This is a genomic window from Streptomyces triticisoli (assembly GCF_003270085.1).
GTDB classification, from domain to species: Bacteria; Actinomycetota; Actinomycetes; order Streptomycetales; family Streptomycetaceae; genus Streptomyces; species Streptomyces triticisoli.
The window spans coordinates 1-13,754 of sequence record NZ_QFDQ01000102.1 but is presented as its reverse complement, the minus strand read 5'-3'; the positions used below and the strand labels follow the sequence as shown (position 1 = coordinate 13,754).

Genomic DNA, 13,754 nt, shown 5'->3' with positions numbered 1-13,754 from the left:
CGAGCGGATCGCCCCCTCGCTGCCCGGTGCCACCTGGTACGAGGTGGGCGGCGGCACCCTGGACGACGCGATCCGGCTGGCCGGCGAGATGAAGGCCGGCCACTACGACGCGGTCGTGGGCCTGGGCGGCGGCAAGATCATCGACTGTGCCAAGTTCGCCGCGGCCCGCATCGGCCTGCCCCTGGTCGCGGTGCCCACGAACCTCTCGCACGACGGCCTGTGCTCCCCGGTCGCCACTACGCTCCGGCATCGGCGACGCCGTCTCGAACATCTCCGCGGTCGCGGACTGGGAGCTGTCCCACCGCGTCAACGGCGAGAAGGTCGACGGGCTGGCCGCGGCCATGGCCCGCCAGGCGGGCGAGGCCGTGCTGCGGCACCCGGGCGGCATCGGCGACAGCGACTTCCTGCAGGTGCTCGCCGAGGCCCTGGTCCTCACCGGTATCGCCATGTCGATCTCGGGCGACTCGCGGCCCGCCTCCGGCGCCTGCCACGAGATCAACCACGGTTTCGACCTGCTGTTCCCCCAGCGGGCCGCGAGCCACGGCGAGCAGTGCGGGCTGGGCGCGGCCTTCGCGATGCACCTGCGCGGGGCCCACGAGGAGTCGGCCGCCATGGCCGGGGTGCTGCGCCGGCACGGGCTGCCGGTGCTGCCCGAGGAGATCGGCTTCACGGTGGACGAGTTCGTCCGGGTCGTGGAGTTCGCCCCGGAGACCCGGCCCGGCCGCTACACGATCCTCGAACACCTCGACCTCACGTCCGACCAGATCAAGGGCCACTACCTCGACTATGTCAAGACCATCGGTAGCTGAACTACGGCCGGTCGTGCACCCCGAAGGGGTGAAGGACCGGCGCAGCGGTGAGCACTGGGCGGGCCGCCTCTACATGCGCGAGGTGTCCCTGCGGGTCGACCGCTACCTGGTGGGCACCAGGGTCACACCCAACCAGCTCACGTACCTGATGACCGTCTTCGGCGTCCTCGCGGCCCCCGCTCTGCTGGTGCCGGGGATCGCGGGCGCGGTGCTCGGTGTGGTGATGGTCCAGCTGTACCTGCTGCTGGACTGCGTCGACGGTGAGATCGCCCGCTGGAAGCAGCAGTTCTCGCTCGGCGGGGTCTACCTGGACCGGGTCGGGGCCTATCTCACCGACGCCGCGGTCCTGGTCGGGCTCGGCCTGCGCGCCGCCGACCTGTGGGGGCCCGGACGGATCGACTGGCTCTGGGCCTTCCTCGGCACCCTGGCCGCCCTCGGCGCGATCCTGATCAAGGCGGAGACCGACCTCGTGGGTGTCGCCCGCCACCAGGGCGGGCTGCCGCCGGTCGAGGAGGCCGCGTCCGAGCCGCGCTCCTCCGGCATGGCGCTGGCCCGCCGGGCCGCCGCGGCGCTCAAGTTCCACCGGCTGATCCTCGGGATCGAGGCGTCCCTGTTGATCCTGGTCCTCGCGATTCTGGACGCGAGCAGGGGCGACCTGTTCTTCACCCGGCTCGGCACGGCCGTGCTCGCCGGCATCGCGCTGCTGCAGACCGTGCTGCACCTGGTGTCCATCCTCGCCTCCAGCAGGCTGAGGTGAGCGGCATGATCTCTTCGAGCTCTCCGCTCAGTCCGCTCAAGGTGGGCGCCGTGGTCATCACCATGGGCAACCGCCCCGAGGAGCTGCGGGCCCTGCTCGACTCGGTCGCCCAGCAGGACGGCGACCGGATCGAGGTGGTGGTCGTCGGCAACGGCTCGCCCGTCCCGGACGTCGCGGAGTCCTCGTCGTTTGTACGGACCGTCGAGCTGCCCGAGAACCTCGGCATCCCCGGCGGCCGCAACGTCGGCATCGAGGCCTTCGGGCCGGGCGGCGGCGACGTCGACATCCTGCTGTTCCTCGACGACGACGGCCTGCTCGCCCGCACCGACACCGCCGAGCTGTGCCGCCGGGCCTTCGCGGCCGACGACCGGCTCGGCATCATCAGCTTCCGCATCGCCGACCCGGACACCGGCGTCACCCAGCGCCGCCACGTGCCGCGGCTGCGCGCCTCCGACCCGATGCGCTCCTCCCGGGTGACCACTTTCCTCGGCGGCGCCAACGCCGTGCGGACCCGGGTCTTCGCGGAAGTCGGCGGCCTGCCGGACGCATTCTTCTACGCCCATGAGGAAACCGACCTGGCATGGCGGGCCCTCGACGCGGGCTGGATGATCGACTACCGGTCCGACATGGTGCTGTACCACCCGACGACCGCGCCCTCGCGGCACGCGGTCTACCACCGCATGGTCGCCCGCAACCGCGTCTGGCTCGCCCGCCGCAACCTCCCGGCCCCTCTCGTCCCGGTCTACCTGGGGGTGTGGCTGCTGCTCACCCTCGCCCGCCGCCCTTCGCGCCCGGCCCTGAAGGCCTGGTTCGGAGGCTTCAAGGAGGGCTGGACCACACCGTGCGGGCCGCGCCGGCCCATGAGGTGGCGCACTGTGTGGCGGCTCACCCGACTGGGCCGGCCACCGGTCATCTGACAAGCTCGTTCCCCAGGAGCGTCCGGCCCGCCCGGCCGGTGCTCGTGCCACGCCCGTACATCCGCGCCGGGTGCGCATCTCGAAGACGAAAGTTTCCACTTGTGAGTGAGACAACGCATGACGGCGGCGTCGCCCTCGGTACGGCTCCGTCGCCCGACGAGGGCCTCACGGCGAGCCGGCTCGCCGACAAGTACGGGCTGTCCGTCAGCGGCGCCCGGCCGCCGCTGACGGAGTACGTCCGCCAACTCTGGGGCCGGCGCCACTTCATCCTGGCCTTCTCCCAGGCGAAGCTGACCGCCCAGTACAGCCAGGCCAAGCTCGGTCAGCTCTGGCAGGTGGCGACCCCGCTGCTGAACGCCGCCGTGTACTACTTCATCTTCGGCGTCATCCTCAAGGCCAGCCGCGGCCTGGACCGGGAGACGTACATCCCGTTCCTGGTGACGGGCGTGTTCGTGTTCACGTTCACCCAGACCTCGGTCATGGCCGGCGTGCGTGCCATCTCCGGCAACCTCGGGCTGGTGCGCGCGCTGCATTTCCCGCGCGCCTCCCTGCCGATCTCGTTCGCGCTGCAGCAGCTCCAGCAACTGCTGTACTCGATGATCGTGCTGTTCGTCGTGGTCGTTGCCTTCGGCAGCTATCCGGGCCTGTCCTGGCTGCTGATCGTGCCGGCGCTGGCGCTGCAGTTCCTCTTCAACACCGGTCTCGCGCTGATCATGGCCCGGATGGGCGCCAAGACCCCCGACCTCGCCCAACTGATGCCGTTCGTCACACGGACCTGGATGTACGCGTCGGGCGTGATGTTCTCCATCAACGGCATGCTCGCCGGCCGGCCGGAGTGGTTCATCCGGCTGATGCAGTACAACCCCGCCGCCGTCTACATGGACCTGATGCGCTTCGCGCTGGTCGACAACTACGGCTCCTCGCACCTGCCGCCGCACGTCTGGGCCGCCGCCCTGGGCTGGGCCGTGCTCTTCTTCGCCGGTGGCTTCGTGTACTTCTGGAAGGCGGAGGAGAGGTACGGCCGTGGCTGAGCAGGAGCGTGACCACGACACGCGCGACGGCGGGCAGCGGGTGCCCACCGTCATCGCGGACGAGCTGCACATCGTCTACCGCGTCAACGGCGCCAGGACCGGCAAGGGCAGCGCCACCGCGGCGCTCAGCCGCATCCTCAGGCGCGGCTCCGACGACGCGGCGCGGGGGGTGCGCGAGGTGCACGCCGTCAAGGGCGTCTCCTTCATCGCCTACCGCGGCGAGGCCATCGGCCTGATCGGCTCCAACGGCTCCGGCAAGTCCACCCTGCTGCGCGCCATCGCCGGCCTGCTGCCCGCCGAGAAGGGCAGGGTCTACACCGACGGCCAGCCCTCGCTGCTCGGCGTGAACGCGGCGCTGATGAACGACCTGACCGGCGAGCGCAACGTCATCCTGGGCGGGCTCGCCATGGGCATGTCCCGCGAGGAGATCAAGTCGCGCTACCAGGAGATCGTCGACTTCTCCGGCATCAACGAGAAGGGCGACTTCATCACGCTGCCGATGCGCACCTACTCCTCCGGCATGGCGGCCCGGCTGCGCTTCTCCATCGCCGCGGCCAAGGACCACGACGTCCTCATGATCGACGAGGCGCTGGCCACCGGCGACCGCAAGTTCCAGAAGCGGTCCGAGGCGCGCATCCGGGAGCTGCGCAAGGAGGCCGGCACGGTCTTCCTGGTCAGCCACAACAACAAGTCGATCCGTGACACCTGCGACCGGGTGCTGTGGCTGGAGCGCGGGGAGCTCCGCATGGACGGGCCCACCGAAGAGGTGCTCAAGGAGTACGAGAAGTTCACGGGCAAGTAGCTCCACCTGCTTCGGGCCCCGCCGGAACCGTCCGGCGGGGCCCGGCGTCTGCAAAGGATGCGTCAACTCGCTTCCGGTTCGGGAAGCTTGACACCAATCGGTGTGCTGTTGTGATGTCCAGGACACCCCGACGGACCATGGTGCGTTGTACAACGTAAGCTGTACCGGTCCCGGAAAGCGGCAAGTGGGGAGATAATGCGCGACCCCTTCCGTCACGGCCGCCCCGTGGACGGCTGGGCGGCGTGTCCGAAATAGTGTGTGTCGGGTCGGCAGTGTAGAACGGGAGATGTGACGGCAATGGATACGGAAACTCCCATGCTCAACGCAGCATGCGCCGTCCCCGTTCCAGGCAGCGGACGATGACCCCGACACCGACGGCGCGCGCCCCCGAGCGCGCCACCCTCGACAAGGCCGCGGGCGAGAACTTCCCCGTGGCGCCGTTCTTCCTGCCCAGAGCCTGGCGCACCGACCTCATGGCCGTCTACGGCTTCGCCCGCCTCGTCGACGACATCGGCGACGGCGACCTGGCCCCCGGCGGCGCCGACGCCCGGCTGCTCGGCGTGCCGGCCGACCGGGCCGAGGACCGCCTCGCCCTCCTCGACGCCTTCGAGGCCGATCTGCGCCGGGTCTTCGACGGCACCCCGCGCCACCCGCTGCTGCGACGGCTGCAGCCCACCATCCGCCGCCGCTCACTGACCCCCGAGCCGTTCCTCGGCCTGATCGCCGCCAACCGCCAGGACCAGTTCGTCACGCGGTACGAGACCTACGACGACCTCCTCGCCTACTGCGAACTGTCCGCCAACCCCGTCGGCCGCCTCGTCCTCGCCGTCACCGGCACCTCGACCCCCGAGCGGATCCGCCGTTCCGACGCCGTCTGCACCGCCCTGCAGATCGTCGAGCACCTCCAGGACGTGCGGGAGGACCTCGGCCGCGACCGCATCTATCTGCCCGCCACGGACATGAAGCGCTTTCACGTCCAGGAGGCGGATCTCGCCACGCCCACCGCGGGCGCATCGGTGCGCGCACTGGTCGCGTACGAAGCACAACGCGCCCGTGAACTACTGAATGAAGGTGCCCCCCTCGTGGGTAGCGTCCACGGCAGGCTGAAGCTGCTGCTCGCAGGGTTCGTGGCGGGAGGGAGGGCGGCGATCCGCGCGATCGCCGCCGCCGACTACGACGTACTTCCCGGCCCGCCCAAGCCCGGCAAGGTCCAGTTGCTGCGCGAGGTGGGCGTGACTCTGCGAGGAGAGGGGTGATCCGGGCCGTGGAGTCGGAACCGCACGTGTCCGCGCCGGTACTCGCCGCTTACAGCTACTGCGAGGCCGTCACCGCGGGACAGGCCCGCAACTTCGCCTACGGCATCAGGCTGCTGCCGACGCCCAAGCGCCGCGCGATGTCGGCGCTGTACGCGTTCTCCCGGCGGGTCGACGACATCGGCGACGGCGCGCTGGCCGACGACGTCAAAATCACCCGTCTGCAGGACACCAGGGCGCTGCTCGGCCGGATCCGCGAGGGCACGGTCGAGGACGACGACACCGACCCCGTCGCCGTCGCCCTCACCCACGCCGCCCGCAGCTTCCCGATCCCGCTCGGCGGCCTGGACGAGCTCATCGACGGCGTTCTGATGGACGTGCGCGGCGAGACGTACGAGACCTGGGAGGACCTGAAGGTCTACTGCCGCTGCGTGGCCGGGGCCATCGGACGGCTCTCCCTCGGCGTGTTCGGCACCGAGGCAGGGGCGCGCGGCGCCGAACGCGCCGCCGAGTACGCCGACACGCTGGGGCTCGCGCTGCAGCTGACCAACATCCTCAGAGACGTCCGCGAGGACGCCGAGGGCGGCCGCACCTACCTGCCCGCCGACGACCTCGCCAAGTTCGGCTGTTCGGCCGGGTTCCACGGGCCGACCCCACCGGAGGGCTCCGACTTCGCGGGCCTGGTGCACTACGAGGTGCGGCGGGCCCGCGCCCTGTTCGCCGAGGGCTACCGACTGCTGCCCCTGCTGGACCGGCGCAGCGGCGCGTGCGTCGCCGCCATGGCCGGCATCTACCGCCGCCTGCTCGACCGCATCGAGCGCGAGCCGGAGGCCGTGCTGCGCGGCCGGGTCTCGCTGCCCGGACGCGAGAAGGCGTACGTCGCCGTGCGCGGCCTGTCCGGCCTCGACGCCCGGCACGTGACCCGGCGGACCGTCAGGAGGCGTGTCTGATGGCCATGTCGCCGCACGGTGACGCGACCGGCGAGAAGCGGCGGGCAACCCTCCGCCACCGGTCGGCGTCCCTGACTGCAACGGTCGCCCGCGAGGCACCCGCTCACCGCGGCGGACGCACAGGGGAGGGCGCACGATGACCGACGGCATGCGGCGGGAAGGGCCGCTCACCCCTGCCCCCGGCCCGGCCGGGCGGCACGCCGTCGTGGTCGGCGGCGGACTCGCCGGCCTCACCGCCGCGCTCGAGCTCGCCGACGCCGGAGTGCGCGTGACGCTGCTCGAGGGCAGACCACGTCTGGGCGGGCTCGCCTGCTCCTTCCGGCGCGGCGACCTCACCGTCGACAACGGACAGCACGTGTACCTGCGCTGCTGCACCGCCTACCGCTGGTTCCTCGACCGGATCGGCGGCGCGGCACTCGCCCCGCTGCAGAACCGGCTGGAGGTGCCCGTCCTCGACGCCGACCGGCCCGAGGGACGGCGCCTGGGCAGACTGCGCCGCGACGCGCTGCCCGTACCCCTGCACCTGGGACGGAGCCTGGCCACCTACCCGCACCTGAGCCTCGCCGAGCGCGCCCGGGTGGGCCGCGCCGCGCTCGCGCTCAAGGGACTCGACCTCGCCGATCCGGCCCTGGACACCCAGGACTTCGGCAGCTGGCTGACCGCGCACGGCCAGTCCGCGCGTGCCGTGGAGGCCCTGTGGGACCTGGTCGGGATCGCCACCCTCAACGCGGTCGCGTCCGACACCTCGCTGGCACTGGCCGCGATGGTGTTCAAGACCGGTCTGCTGTCCGACCCGGGCGCGGCCGACATCGGCTGGGCCCGCGTCCCGCTGGGCGAACTGCACGACCGGCTGGCGCGCAGGGCGCTCGACTCCGCGGGCGTGCGTACCGAGGTCCGTGCACGCGTCACCTCCGTCTCCCCCGACGAGAACGGGAGCTGGAACGTTCAGGTTCCCGGCGAGACACTGCTCGCCGACGCCGTCGTCCTCGCCGTACCGCAGCGCGAGGCGCACGACCTGCTGCCGCCGGGCGCCCTGGACGCCCCCGACCGGCTGCTGGGCATCGGCACCGCACCGATCCTCAACGTCCATGTCGTCTACGACCGCACCGTGCTCAGCAGGCCCTTCTTCGCGGCCCTCGGCACGCCCGTGCAGTGGGTCTTCGACCGCACCGAGGCGTCCGGGCTGAAGCACGGTCAGTACCTGGCGGTGTCCCAGTCGGTGGCGCAGGACCAGATCGACACGCCCGTCGCCGTACTGCGCGAACGCTACCTGCCCGAACTGGAGCGGCTGCTGCCCCGCGCGCGCGGCGCCGAGGTGAAGGACTTCTTCGTGACCCGGGAGCGCATGGCGACGTTCGCCCCGGCCCCCGGCGTCGGGCGGCTGCGGCCCGGCGCCCGCACCAAGGCACCCGGCCTGTACCTGGCCGGAGCGTGGACCGCCACCGGGTGGCCCGCGACCATGGAGAGTGCGGTCCGCAGCGGTGTGCAGGCGGCCGACGCCGCGCTGAGCACCCTGGGCCGGCCCCGACCGAGCCGTCTCCTCGCCATCGAGGAGGCGGCGGCATGATGCTCGATCAGCAGTCCGCGGCAGGCCCCCGCACTCCCGGCACCGCAACAAGAGGAGAGACTGTGCCCACTGTTCCCCCGGCCTCGACACCCGCTCGAGGGACCGCGGTGGACGTGACCGCGCTGCTGGAGCGCGGCCGGACCCTGGCCACGCCGGTACTGCGGGCGGCCGTCGACCGCCTGGCCCCTCCCATGGACACCGTCGCCGCCTACCACTTCGGCTGGATCGACGCCGCGGGCAACCCCGCGCACGGGGCAGGCGGCAAGGCCGTACGCCCCGCCCTGGCCGTACTCTCCGCCGAGGTCGCCGGGGCCGAGCCCGAGGTGGGCGTGCCCGGTGCGGTCGCCGTCGAACTCGTCCACAACTTCTCGCTGCTGCACGACGACCTGATGGACGGCGACGAGCAGCGCCGCCACCGCGACACCGTCTGGAAGGTGCACGGCCCCGCCCAGGCCATCCTGGTCGGTGACGCCCTGTTCGCCCTGGCGAACGAGGTGCTGCTGGAGCTCGGCACCGTCGAGGCCGCCCGCGCCGCCCGCCGTCTGACCACCGCCAGCCTCGCCCTGATCGACGGTCAGGCGCAGGACATCTCCTACGAGCACCGCGACCGCGTCAGCGTCGAGGAGTGCCTGGAGATGGAGGGCAACAAGACCGGCGCCCTGCTCGCCTGCGCCTCCTCCGTCGGCGCGGTCCTCGGCGGCGCCGACGACGCCACCGCCGACACGCTGGAGAAGTACGGCTACCACCTCGGCCTGGCCTTCCAGGCCGTCGACGACCTCCTCGGCATCTGGGGCGACCCGGAGGCCACCGGCAAGCAGACCTGGAGCGATCTGCGCCAGCGCAAGAAGTCCCTGCCCGTCGTGGCCGCGCTCGCGGCGGGCGGCTCCGCCTCCGAGCGGCTCGGCGAGATCCTCGCCGCCGACGCCAAGAGCAGCGACTTCGCGAACTTCTCCGAGGAGGAGTTCGCGGCCCGCGCCGCCCTCATCGAGGAGGCGGGCGGCCGCGAGTGGACGGCCGAGGAGGCACGCCGTCAGCACACCATCGCCATCGAAGCCCTCGACGCCGTGCACCTGCCCGAGCAGGTACGGGCCGCGTTCGCGGCGCTCGCGGACTTCGTCGTCGTACGAGAGAGATGAGCACTATCGGTCGAACCAGCCTCGTGTAGTCGCCGGCCGGTGCCGCAAGGTTTCAGGTACCGGCCGACGGCGGACCCATAGCAGCACGACTCGCACGACTGCATGAAGGGGAAGCCATGACAGCGACGACCGACGGAAGTACCGGGGCGACACTGCCGTCCCGCGCTGCCGCGGCCACGGAAACCGTACTCACCACCCCCGAGGCGACCGGGGCACCCCAAGCCGCCGCCGACGCCGTCAGGCGGGCCACCGACTTCCTCCTCGCCCGGCAGGACGCCGAGGGCTGGTGGAAGGGCGACCTCGAGACGAACGTCACCATGGACGCCGAGGACCTGCTGCTGCGCCAGTTCCTGGGCATCCCCGACGAGGCGACCACCCGCGCCGCCGCCCTGTTCATCCGCGGCGAGCAACGCAAGGACGGCACCTGGGCCACCTTCCACGGCGGGCCCGGCGAACTCTCCACCACCATCGAGGCCTACGTCGCCCTGCGCCTGGCCGGCGACGCGCCCGACGACCCCCACATGGCCAGGGCCTCCGCCTGGATCCGGGCGCAGGGCGGCATCGCCGCCTCCCGCGTCTTCACCCGGATCTGGCTCGCGCTGTTCGGCTGGTGGAAGTGGGAGGACCTGCCCGAACTCCCGCCCGAGCTGATCTGGTTCCCCTCCTGGCTGCCGCTCAACATCTACGACTTCGGCTGCTGGGCCCGGCAGACCATCGTGCCGCTCACCATCGTCTCCGCCATGCGGCCGGTGCGCCCCGCGCCCTTCCCGCTGGACGAGCTGCACACCGACCCGCACCGCCCCAGCCCGCCCAGACCGCTCGCCCCGGCCACGAGCTGGGACGGCGTCTTCCAGCGCCTGGACAAGGCGCTGCACGCCTTCCACCGGGTGGCACCCAAGCGGATGCGCCGGGCCGCGATGAACACCGCGGCCCGCTGGATCATCGAACGACAGGAGAACGACGGCTGCTGGGGCGGCATCCAGCCGCCCGCCGTGTACTCGATCATCGCGCTGCACCTGCTGGGCTACGACCTCAACCACCCGGTGATGCGCGCCGGCCTTCGGTCACTGGACCGTTTCGCCGTCTGGCGCGAGGACGGCGCCCGGATGATCGAGGCCTGCCAGTCGCCCGTCTGGGACACCTGTCTGGCCACCATCGCGCTCGCCGACGCCGGCCTTCCCGCCGACCACCCGCAGCTGGTCAGGGCCGCCGACTGGATGCTCGGCGAGCAGATCGTGCGCCCCGGCGACTGGGCGGTGCGCCGGCCGGGGCTGCCGCCGGGCGGCTGGGCGTTCGAGTTCCACAACGACAACTACCCCGACATCGACGACACCGCCGAAGTCGTCCTCGCCCTGCGCCGGGTCAGGCACCACGACCCGGAGCGGGTCGACAAGGCCATCGGGCGCGGGATCCGCTGGAACCTCGGCATGCAGTCGAGGAACGGCGCCTGGGGCGCCTTCGACGTCGACAACACCAGCCCCTTCCCCAACCGGCTGCCGTTCTGCGACTTCGGCGAGGTCATCGACCCGCCGTCGGCCGACGTCACCGCGCACGTCGTGGAGATGCTCGCCGCCGAGGGCCTGTCCCACGACCCGCGCACCCGGCGCGGCATCCAGTGGCTGCTGGCCGAGCAGGAGCCGGACGGCTCGTGGTTCGGCCGCTGGGGCGTCAACTACCTCTACGGCACCGGGTCCGTCGTACCCGCCCTGACCGCCGCCGGCCTGCCCGGCTCCCACCCGGCGATCCGCCGCGCGGTGGCCTGGCTGGAGAGCGTGCAGAACGACGACGGCGGCTGGGGCGAGGACCTGCGCTCCTACAAGGATGCCAAGGAGTGGAGCGGCAGAGGAGCCTCCACCGCCTCGCAGACCGCGTGGGCGCTGATGGCGCTGCTCGCGGCCGGGGAGAAGGACTCCAAGGCCGTCGAGCGCGGCGTCCAGTGGCTCGCGGCCACCCAGCGGGAGGACGGCTCCTGGGACGAGCCGTACTTCACCGGCACCGGCTTCCCCTGGGACTTCTCCATCAACTACCACCTCTACCGGCAGGTCTTCCCGCTCACCGCGCTCGGCCGGTACGTCCACGGCGAACCCTTCGCCGACAAGGTCCGCAGGGACCGTGTCCACGCCGAGGCCAAGGGGGGCTGATGAGCACCCGGCCCGGCCCGGCCCCGCTGCTGATCGCCTGCGCGCTCGGCATCGAGCACCTCGCCCTGCGCACGGGCGACCGCGGCGGCGCGGGTGGGCCGGTGGCCGTGTTGCGGACGGGGATGGGCCCCAGGGCGGCGGAACAGTCCGTCACCCGGGTGCTGGCCGGTCCGCCGCTGGCGCGGGCCGCGGTGCTGGCCACGGGCTTCTGCGCGGGACTGGCCCCGGGCATGCACCCCGGCGACCTCGTCGTCGCCGAGGAGACCCGGGACCCGCGCGGCACCGTGCCGTGCGTCGGCACCGAACTGCTCGTCAAGGAACTCGCGCGTACCCTGCCCGGACGCACCGTCCACACCGGGCCGCTCACCGGCTCCGACCACGTCGTGCGCGGATCCGAGCGGTCCGAGCTGCGCGCGGCCGGCGCGATCGCCGCCGACATGGAGTCGGCGGCCACGCTCCTGAGCGCCGTGCGCACGGGCGCGCGCCCGGTTGCGGCCGTGCGGGTGGTCGTGGACGCTCCAGAACATGAACTCGTCCGTATCGGCACGGTCCGCGGTGGAATAACGGCTTTCCGTGTTCTTCGGTCCGTCCTGCCGACTTTCTTCGAATGGCACCGTAATGTTCTGCTCCCCAGGAGGTGAGCCAGATGGCCATGCCGCTGCGTCAGTCCATCAAGGTCGCTACATACTTGGCCGAACAGAAGCTGCGCAGGCGGGACAAGTTCCCGCTGATCGTGGAGCTTGAACCACTCTTCGCCTGCAACCTCGCCTGCGAGGGCTGCGGCAAGATCCAGCACCCGGCCGGGGTGCTCAAGCAGCGCATGCCCGTCGCGCAGGCCGTGGGGGCGGTGCTGGAGTCGGGTGCGCCGATGGTGTCCATCGCGGGCGGCGAGCCCCTGATGCACCCTCAGATCGGCGAGATCACAAGGCAGCTGGTGGCCAGGCGGAAGTACGTCTTCCTGTGCACCAACGCGCTGCTGCTGCGCAAGAAGATGGACCAGTTCAAGCCCTCGCCCTACTTCGCCTTCGCCGTGCACATCGACGGACTGCGCGAGCGGCACGACGAGTCGGTGGCGAAGGAGGGCGTGTTCGACGAGGCGGTGGAGGCCATCAAGGAGGCCAAGCGGCGCGGCTTCCGGGTGACCACCAACTCCACCTTCTTCAACACCGACACCCCGCAGACCGTCGTCGACGTCCTCAACTACCTCAACGACGACCTCAAGGTCGACGAGATGATGATCTCGCCCGCCTACGCCTACGAGAAGGCCCCCGACCAGGAGCACTTCCTCGGCGTGGAGCAGACCCGCGAACTGTTCAGGAAGGCGTTCGCGGGCGGCAACCGGCGCCGCTGGCGGCTCAACCACTCGCCGCTGTTCCTCGACTTCCTCGAGGGCAAGGTCGACTTCCCGTGCACCGCCTGGGCGATCCCCAACTACTCGCTCTTCGGCTGGCAGCGCCCCTGCTACCTGATGAGCGACGGATACGTCCCGACGTACCGGGAACTCGTCGAGGAGACCGACTGGGACAAATACGGCCGCGGCAAGGACCCGCGCTGCGCCAACTGCATGGCGCACTGCGGCTACGAACCCACCGCCGTGCTCGCCACCATGGGGTCCCTGAAGGAGTCCCTGCGCGCGATGCGCGAGACCGTCTCCGGAAACCGGGGCTGACACCATGACCGCCATTCCCTTGGGCGTCCCCGAGGTACCGGCCCGGCCGAGTTCGGAGGCGGCCGGGCGGATCTTCCGCCCGGCCGCCTTCCCATGAGTGGTTTGACGGGTGGGATGTGCTGGCATGCGCGGCTGTGCCGTAATCTCGAAGCCTGGAGCCCCGCCGCTGACCGGGGCCGGACCTTGATCCATGACTTGGGGTTGCACAGCAGATGACTGCGATTTCTCTCGGCATGCCGTCCGTTCCGACCAGGCCGCCACGCTGCAGCAGATCGCCGAGCTGACGGCGTCCGGCTGCCAGATCGTCCGGGTGGCCTGTCCCACGCAGGACGACGCGGACGCGCTGGCGACCATCGCCCGCAAGTCGCAGATCCCGGTGATCGCGGACATCCACTTCCAGCCCAAGTACGTCTTCGCCGCGATCGAGGCCGGCTGCGCGGCCGTGCGCGTCAACCCGGGCAACATCAAGCAGTTCGACGACAAGGTCAAGGAGATCGCCCGGGCGGCCAGGGACCACGACACGCCGATCCGCATCGGCGTCAACGCCGGTTCGCTGGACCGGCGGCTGCTGCAGAAGTACGGCAGGGCCACCCCGGAGGCGCTGGTGGAGTCCGCGCTGTGGGAGGCCTCGCTGTTCGAGGAGCACGGCTTCCGGGACATCAAGATCTCCGTCAAGCACAGCGACCCGGTCGTGATGATCGAGGCCTACCGGCAGCTCGCCG

The 13,754-nt window shown here is 71.4% G+C and carries 12 protein-coding genes and 2 pseudogenes; all 14 read left to right on the top strand.

Features of this window, described 5'->3' with window-relative positions:
* A pseudogene (locus DEP02_RS16750) lies at positions 1-809 on the top strand (iron-containing alcohol dehydrogenase); the annotation flags it as partial.
* Positions 787-1,566 carry a CDP-alcohol phosphatidyltransferase family protein gene (locus DEP02_RS16745; RefSeq protein WP_198668467.1) on the top strand — a complete coding sequence of 260 codons (780 nt, stop codon included), beginning with the start codon at positions 787-789 and terminating at the stop codon, positions 1,564-1,566. The pseudogene DEP02_RS16750 and the gene DEP02_RS16745, both read left to right, overlap by 23 nt.
* Before the next feature lie 5 nt (positions 1,567-1,571).
* A complete protein-coding gene (locus DEP02_RS16740; RefSeq protein WP_112468171.1) occupies positions 1,572-2,483 on the top strand; it encodes a glycosyltransferase family 2 protein in 912 nt (303 codons plus the stop codon).
* A gap of 101 nt (positions 2,484-2,584) precedes the next feature.
* Entirely contained in the window at positions 2,585-3,514 is a 930-nt protein-coding gene (locus tag DEP02_RS16735) for an ABC transporter permease (RefSeq protein WP_112468169.1), read from the top strand.
* On the top strand, positions 3,507-4,316 hold the full coding sequence (locus DEP02_RS16730; protein WP_198668466.1) for an ABC transporter ATP-binding protein: 810 nt from the start codon (positions 3,507-3,509) through the stop codon (positions 4,314-4,316). The genes DEP02_RS16735 and DEP02_RS16730 overlap by 8 nt, the downstream gene beginning before the upstream one ends.
* Positions 4,317-4,675: 359 nt before the next feature.
* Positions 4,676-5,572, top strand: coding sequence for a squalene synthase HpnC (hpnC, locus tag DEP02_RS16725; RefSeq protein WP_112468167.1), 897 nt, complete (start codon positions 4,676-4,678; stop codon positions 5,570-5,572).
* Positions 5,569-6,519 (top strand): presqualene diphosphate synthase HpnD, encoded by a 951-nt coding sequence (hpnD, locus tag DEP02_RS16720; RefSeq protein ID WP_198668465.1) that lies wholly within the window; start codon positions 5,569-5,571, stop codon positions 6,517-6,519. The genes hpnC and hpnD overlap by 4 nt, the downstream gene beginning before the upstream one ends.
* Complete coding sequence (locus tag DEP02_RS35690) at positions 6,519-6,659, top strand: DUF6380 family protein (protein ID WP_369123209.1); 141 nt, start codon at positions 6,519-6,521, stop codon at positions 6,657-6,659. Before hpnD ends, DEP02_RS35690 begins: the two co-directional genes overlap by 1 nt.
* The gene (gene hpnE / locus DEP02_RS16715) at positions 6,656-8,086 is read left to right on the top strand and encodes a hydroxysqualene dehydroxylase HpnE (RefSeq protein ID WP_112468165.1); all 1,431 of its coding nucleotides are present in this window, start codon (positions 6,656-6,658) and stop codon (positions 8,084-8,086) included. The genes DEP02_RS35690 and hpnE overlap by 4 nt, the downstream gene beginning before the upstream one ends.
* The gene (locus tag DEP02_RS16710; protein ID WP_112468175.1) at positions 8,086-9,222 is read left to right on the top strand and encodes a polyprenyl synthetase family protein; all 1,137 of its coding nucleotides are present in this window, start codon (positions 8,086-8,088) and stop codon (positions 9,220-9,222) included. Before hpnE ends, DEP02_RS16710 begins: the two co-directional genes overlap by 1 nt.
* A 116-nt stretch (positions 9,223-9,338) precedes the next feature.
* Complete coding sequence (gene shc, locus DEP02_RS16705; RefSeq protein ID WP_112468163.1) at positions 9,339-11,363, top strand: squalene--hopene cyclase; 2,025 nt, start codon at positions 9,339-9,341, stop codon at positions 11,361-11,363.
* On the top strand, positions 11,363-12,004 hold the full coding sequence (locus DEP02_RS16700; protein ID WP_112468161.1) for a phosphorylase family protein: 642 nt from the start codon (positions 11,363-11,365) through the stop codon (positions 12,002-12,004). The genes shc and DEP02_RS16700 overlap by 1 nt, the downstream gene beginning before the upstream one ends.
* Positions 12,005-12,009: 5 nt before the next feature.
* Complete coding sequence (gene hpnH, locus DEP02_RS16695) at positions 12,010-13,032, top strand: adenosyl-hopene transferase HpnH (RefSeq protein WP_112468159.1); 1,023 nt, start codon at positions 12,010-12,012, stop codon at positions 13,030-13,032.
* Positions 13,033-13,276: 244 nt separating this feature from the next.
* Positions 13,277-13,754, top strand: a pseudogene (locus tag DEP02_RS16690) (flavodoxin-dependent (E)-4-hydroxy-3-methylbut-2-enyl-diphosphate synthase); the annotation flags it as partial.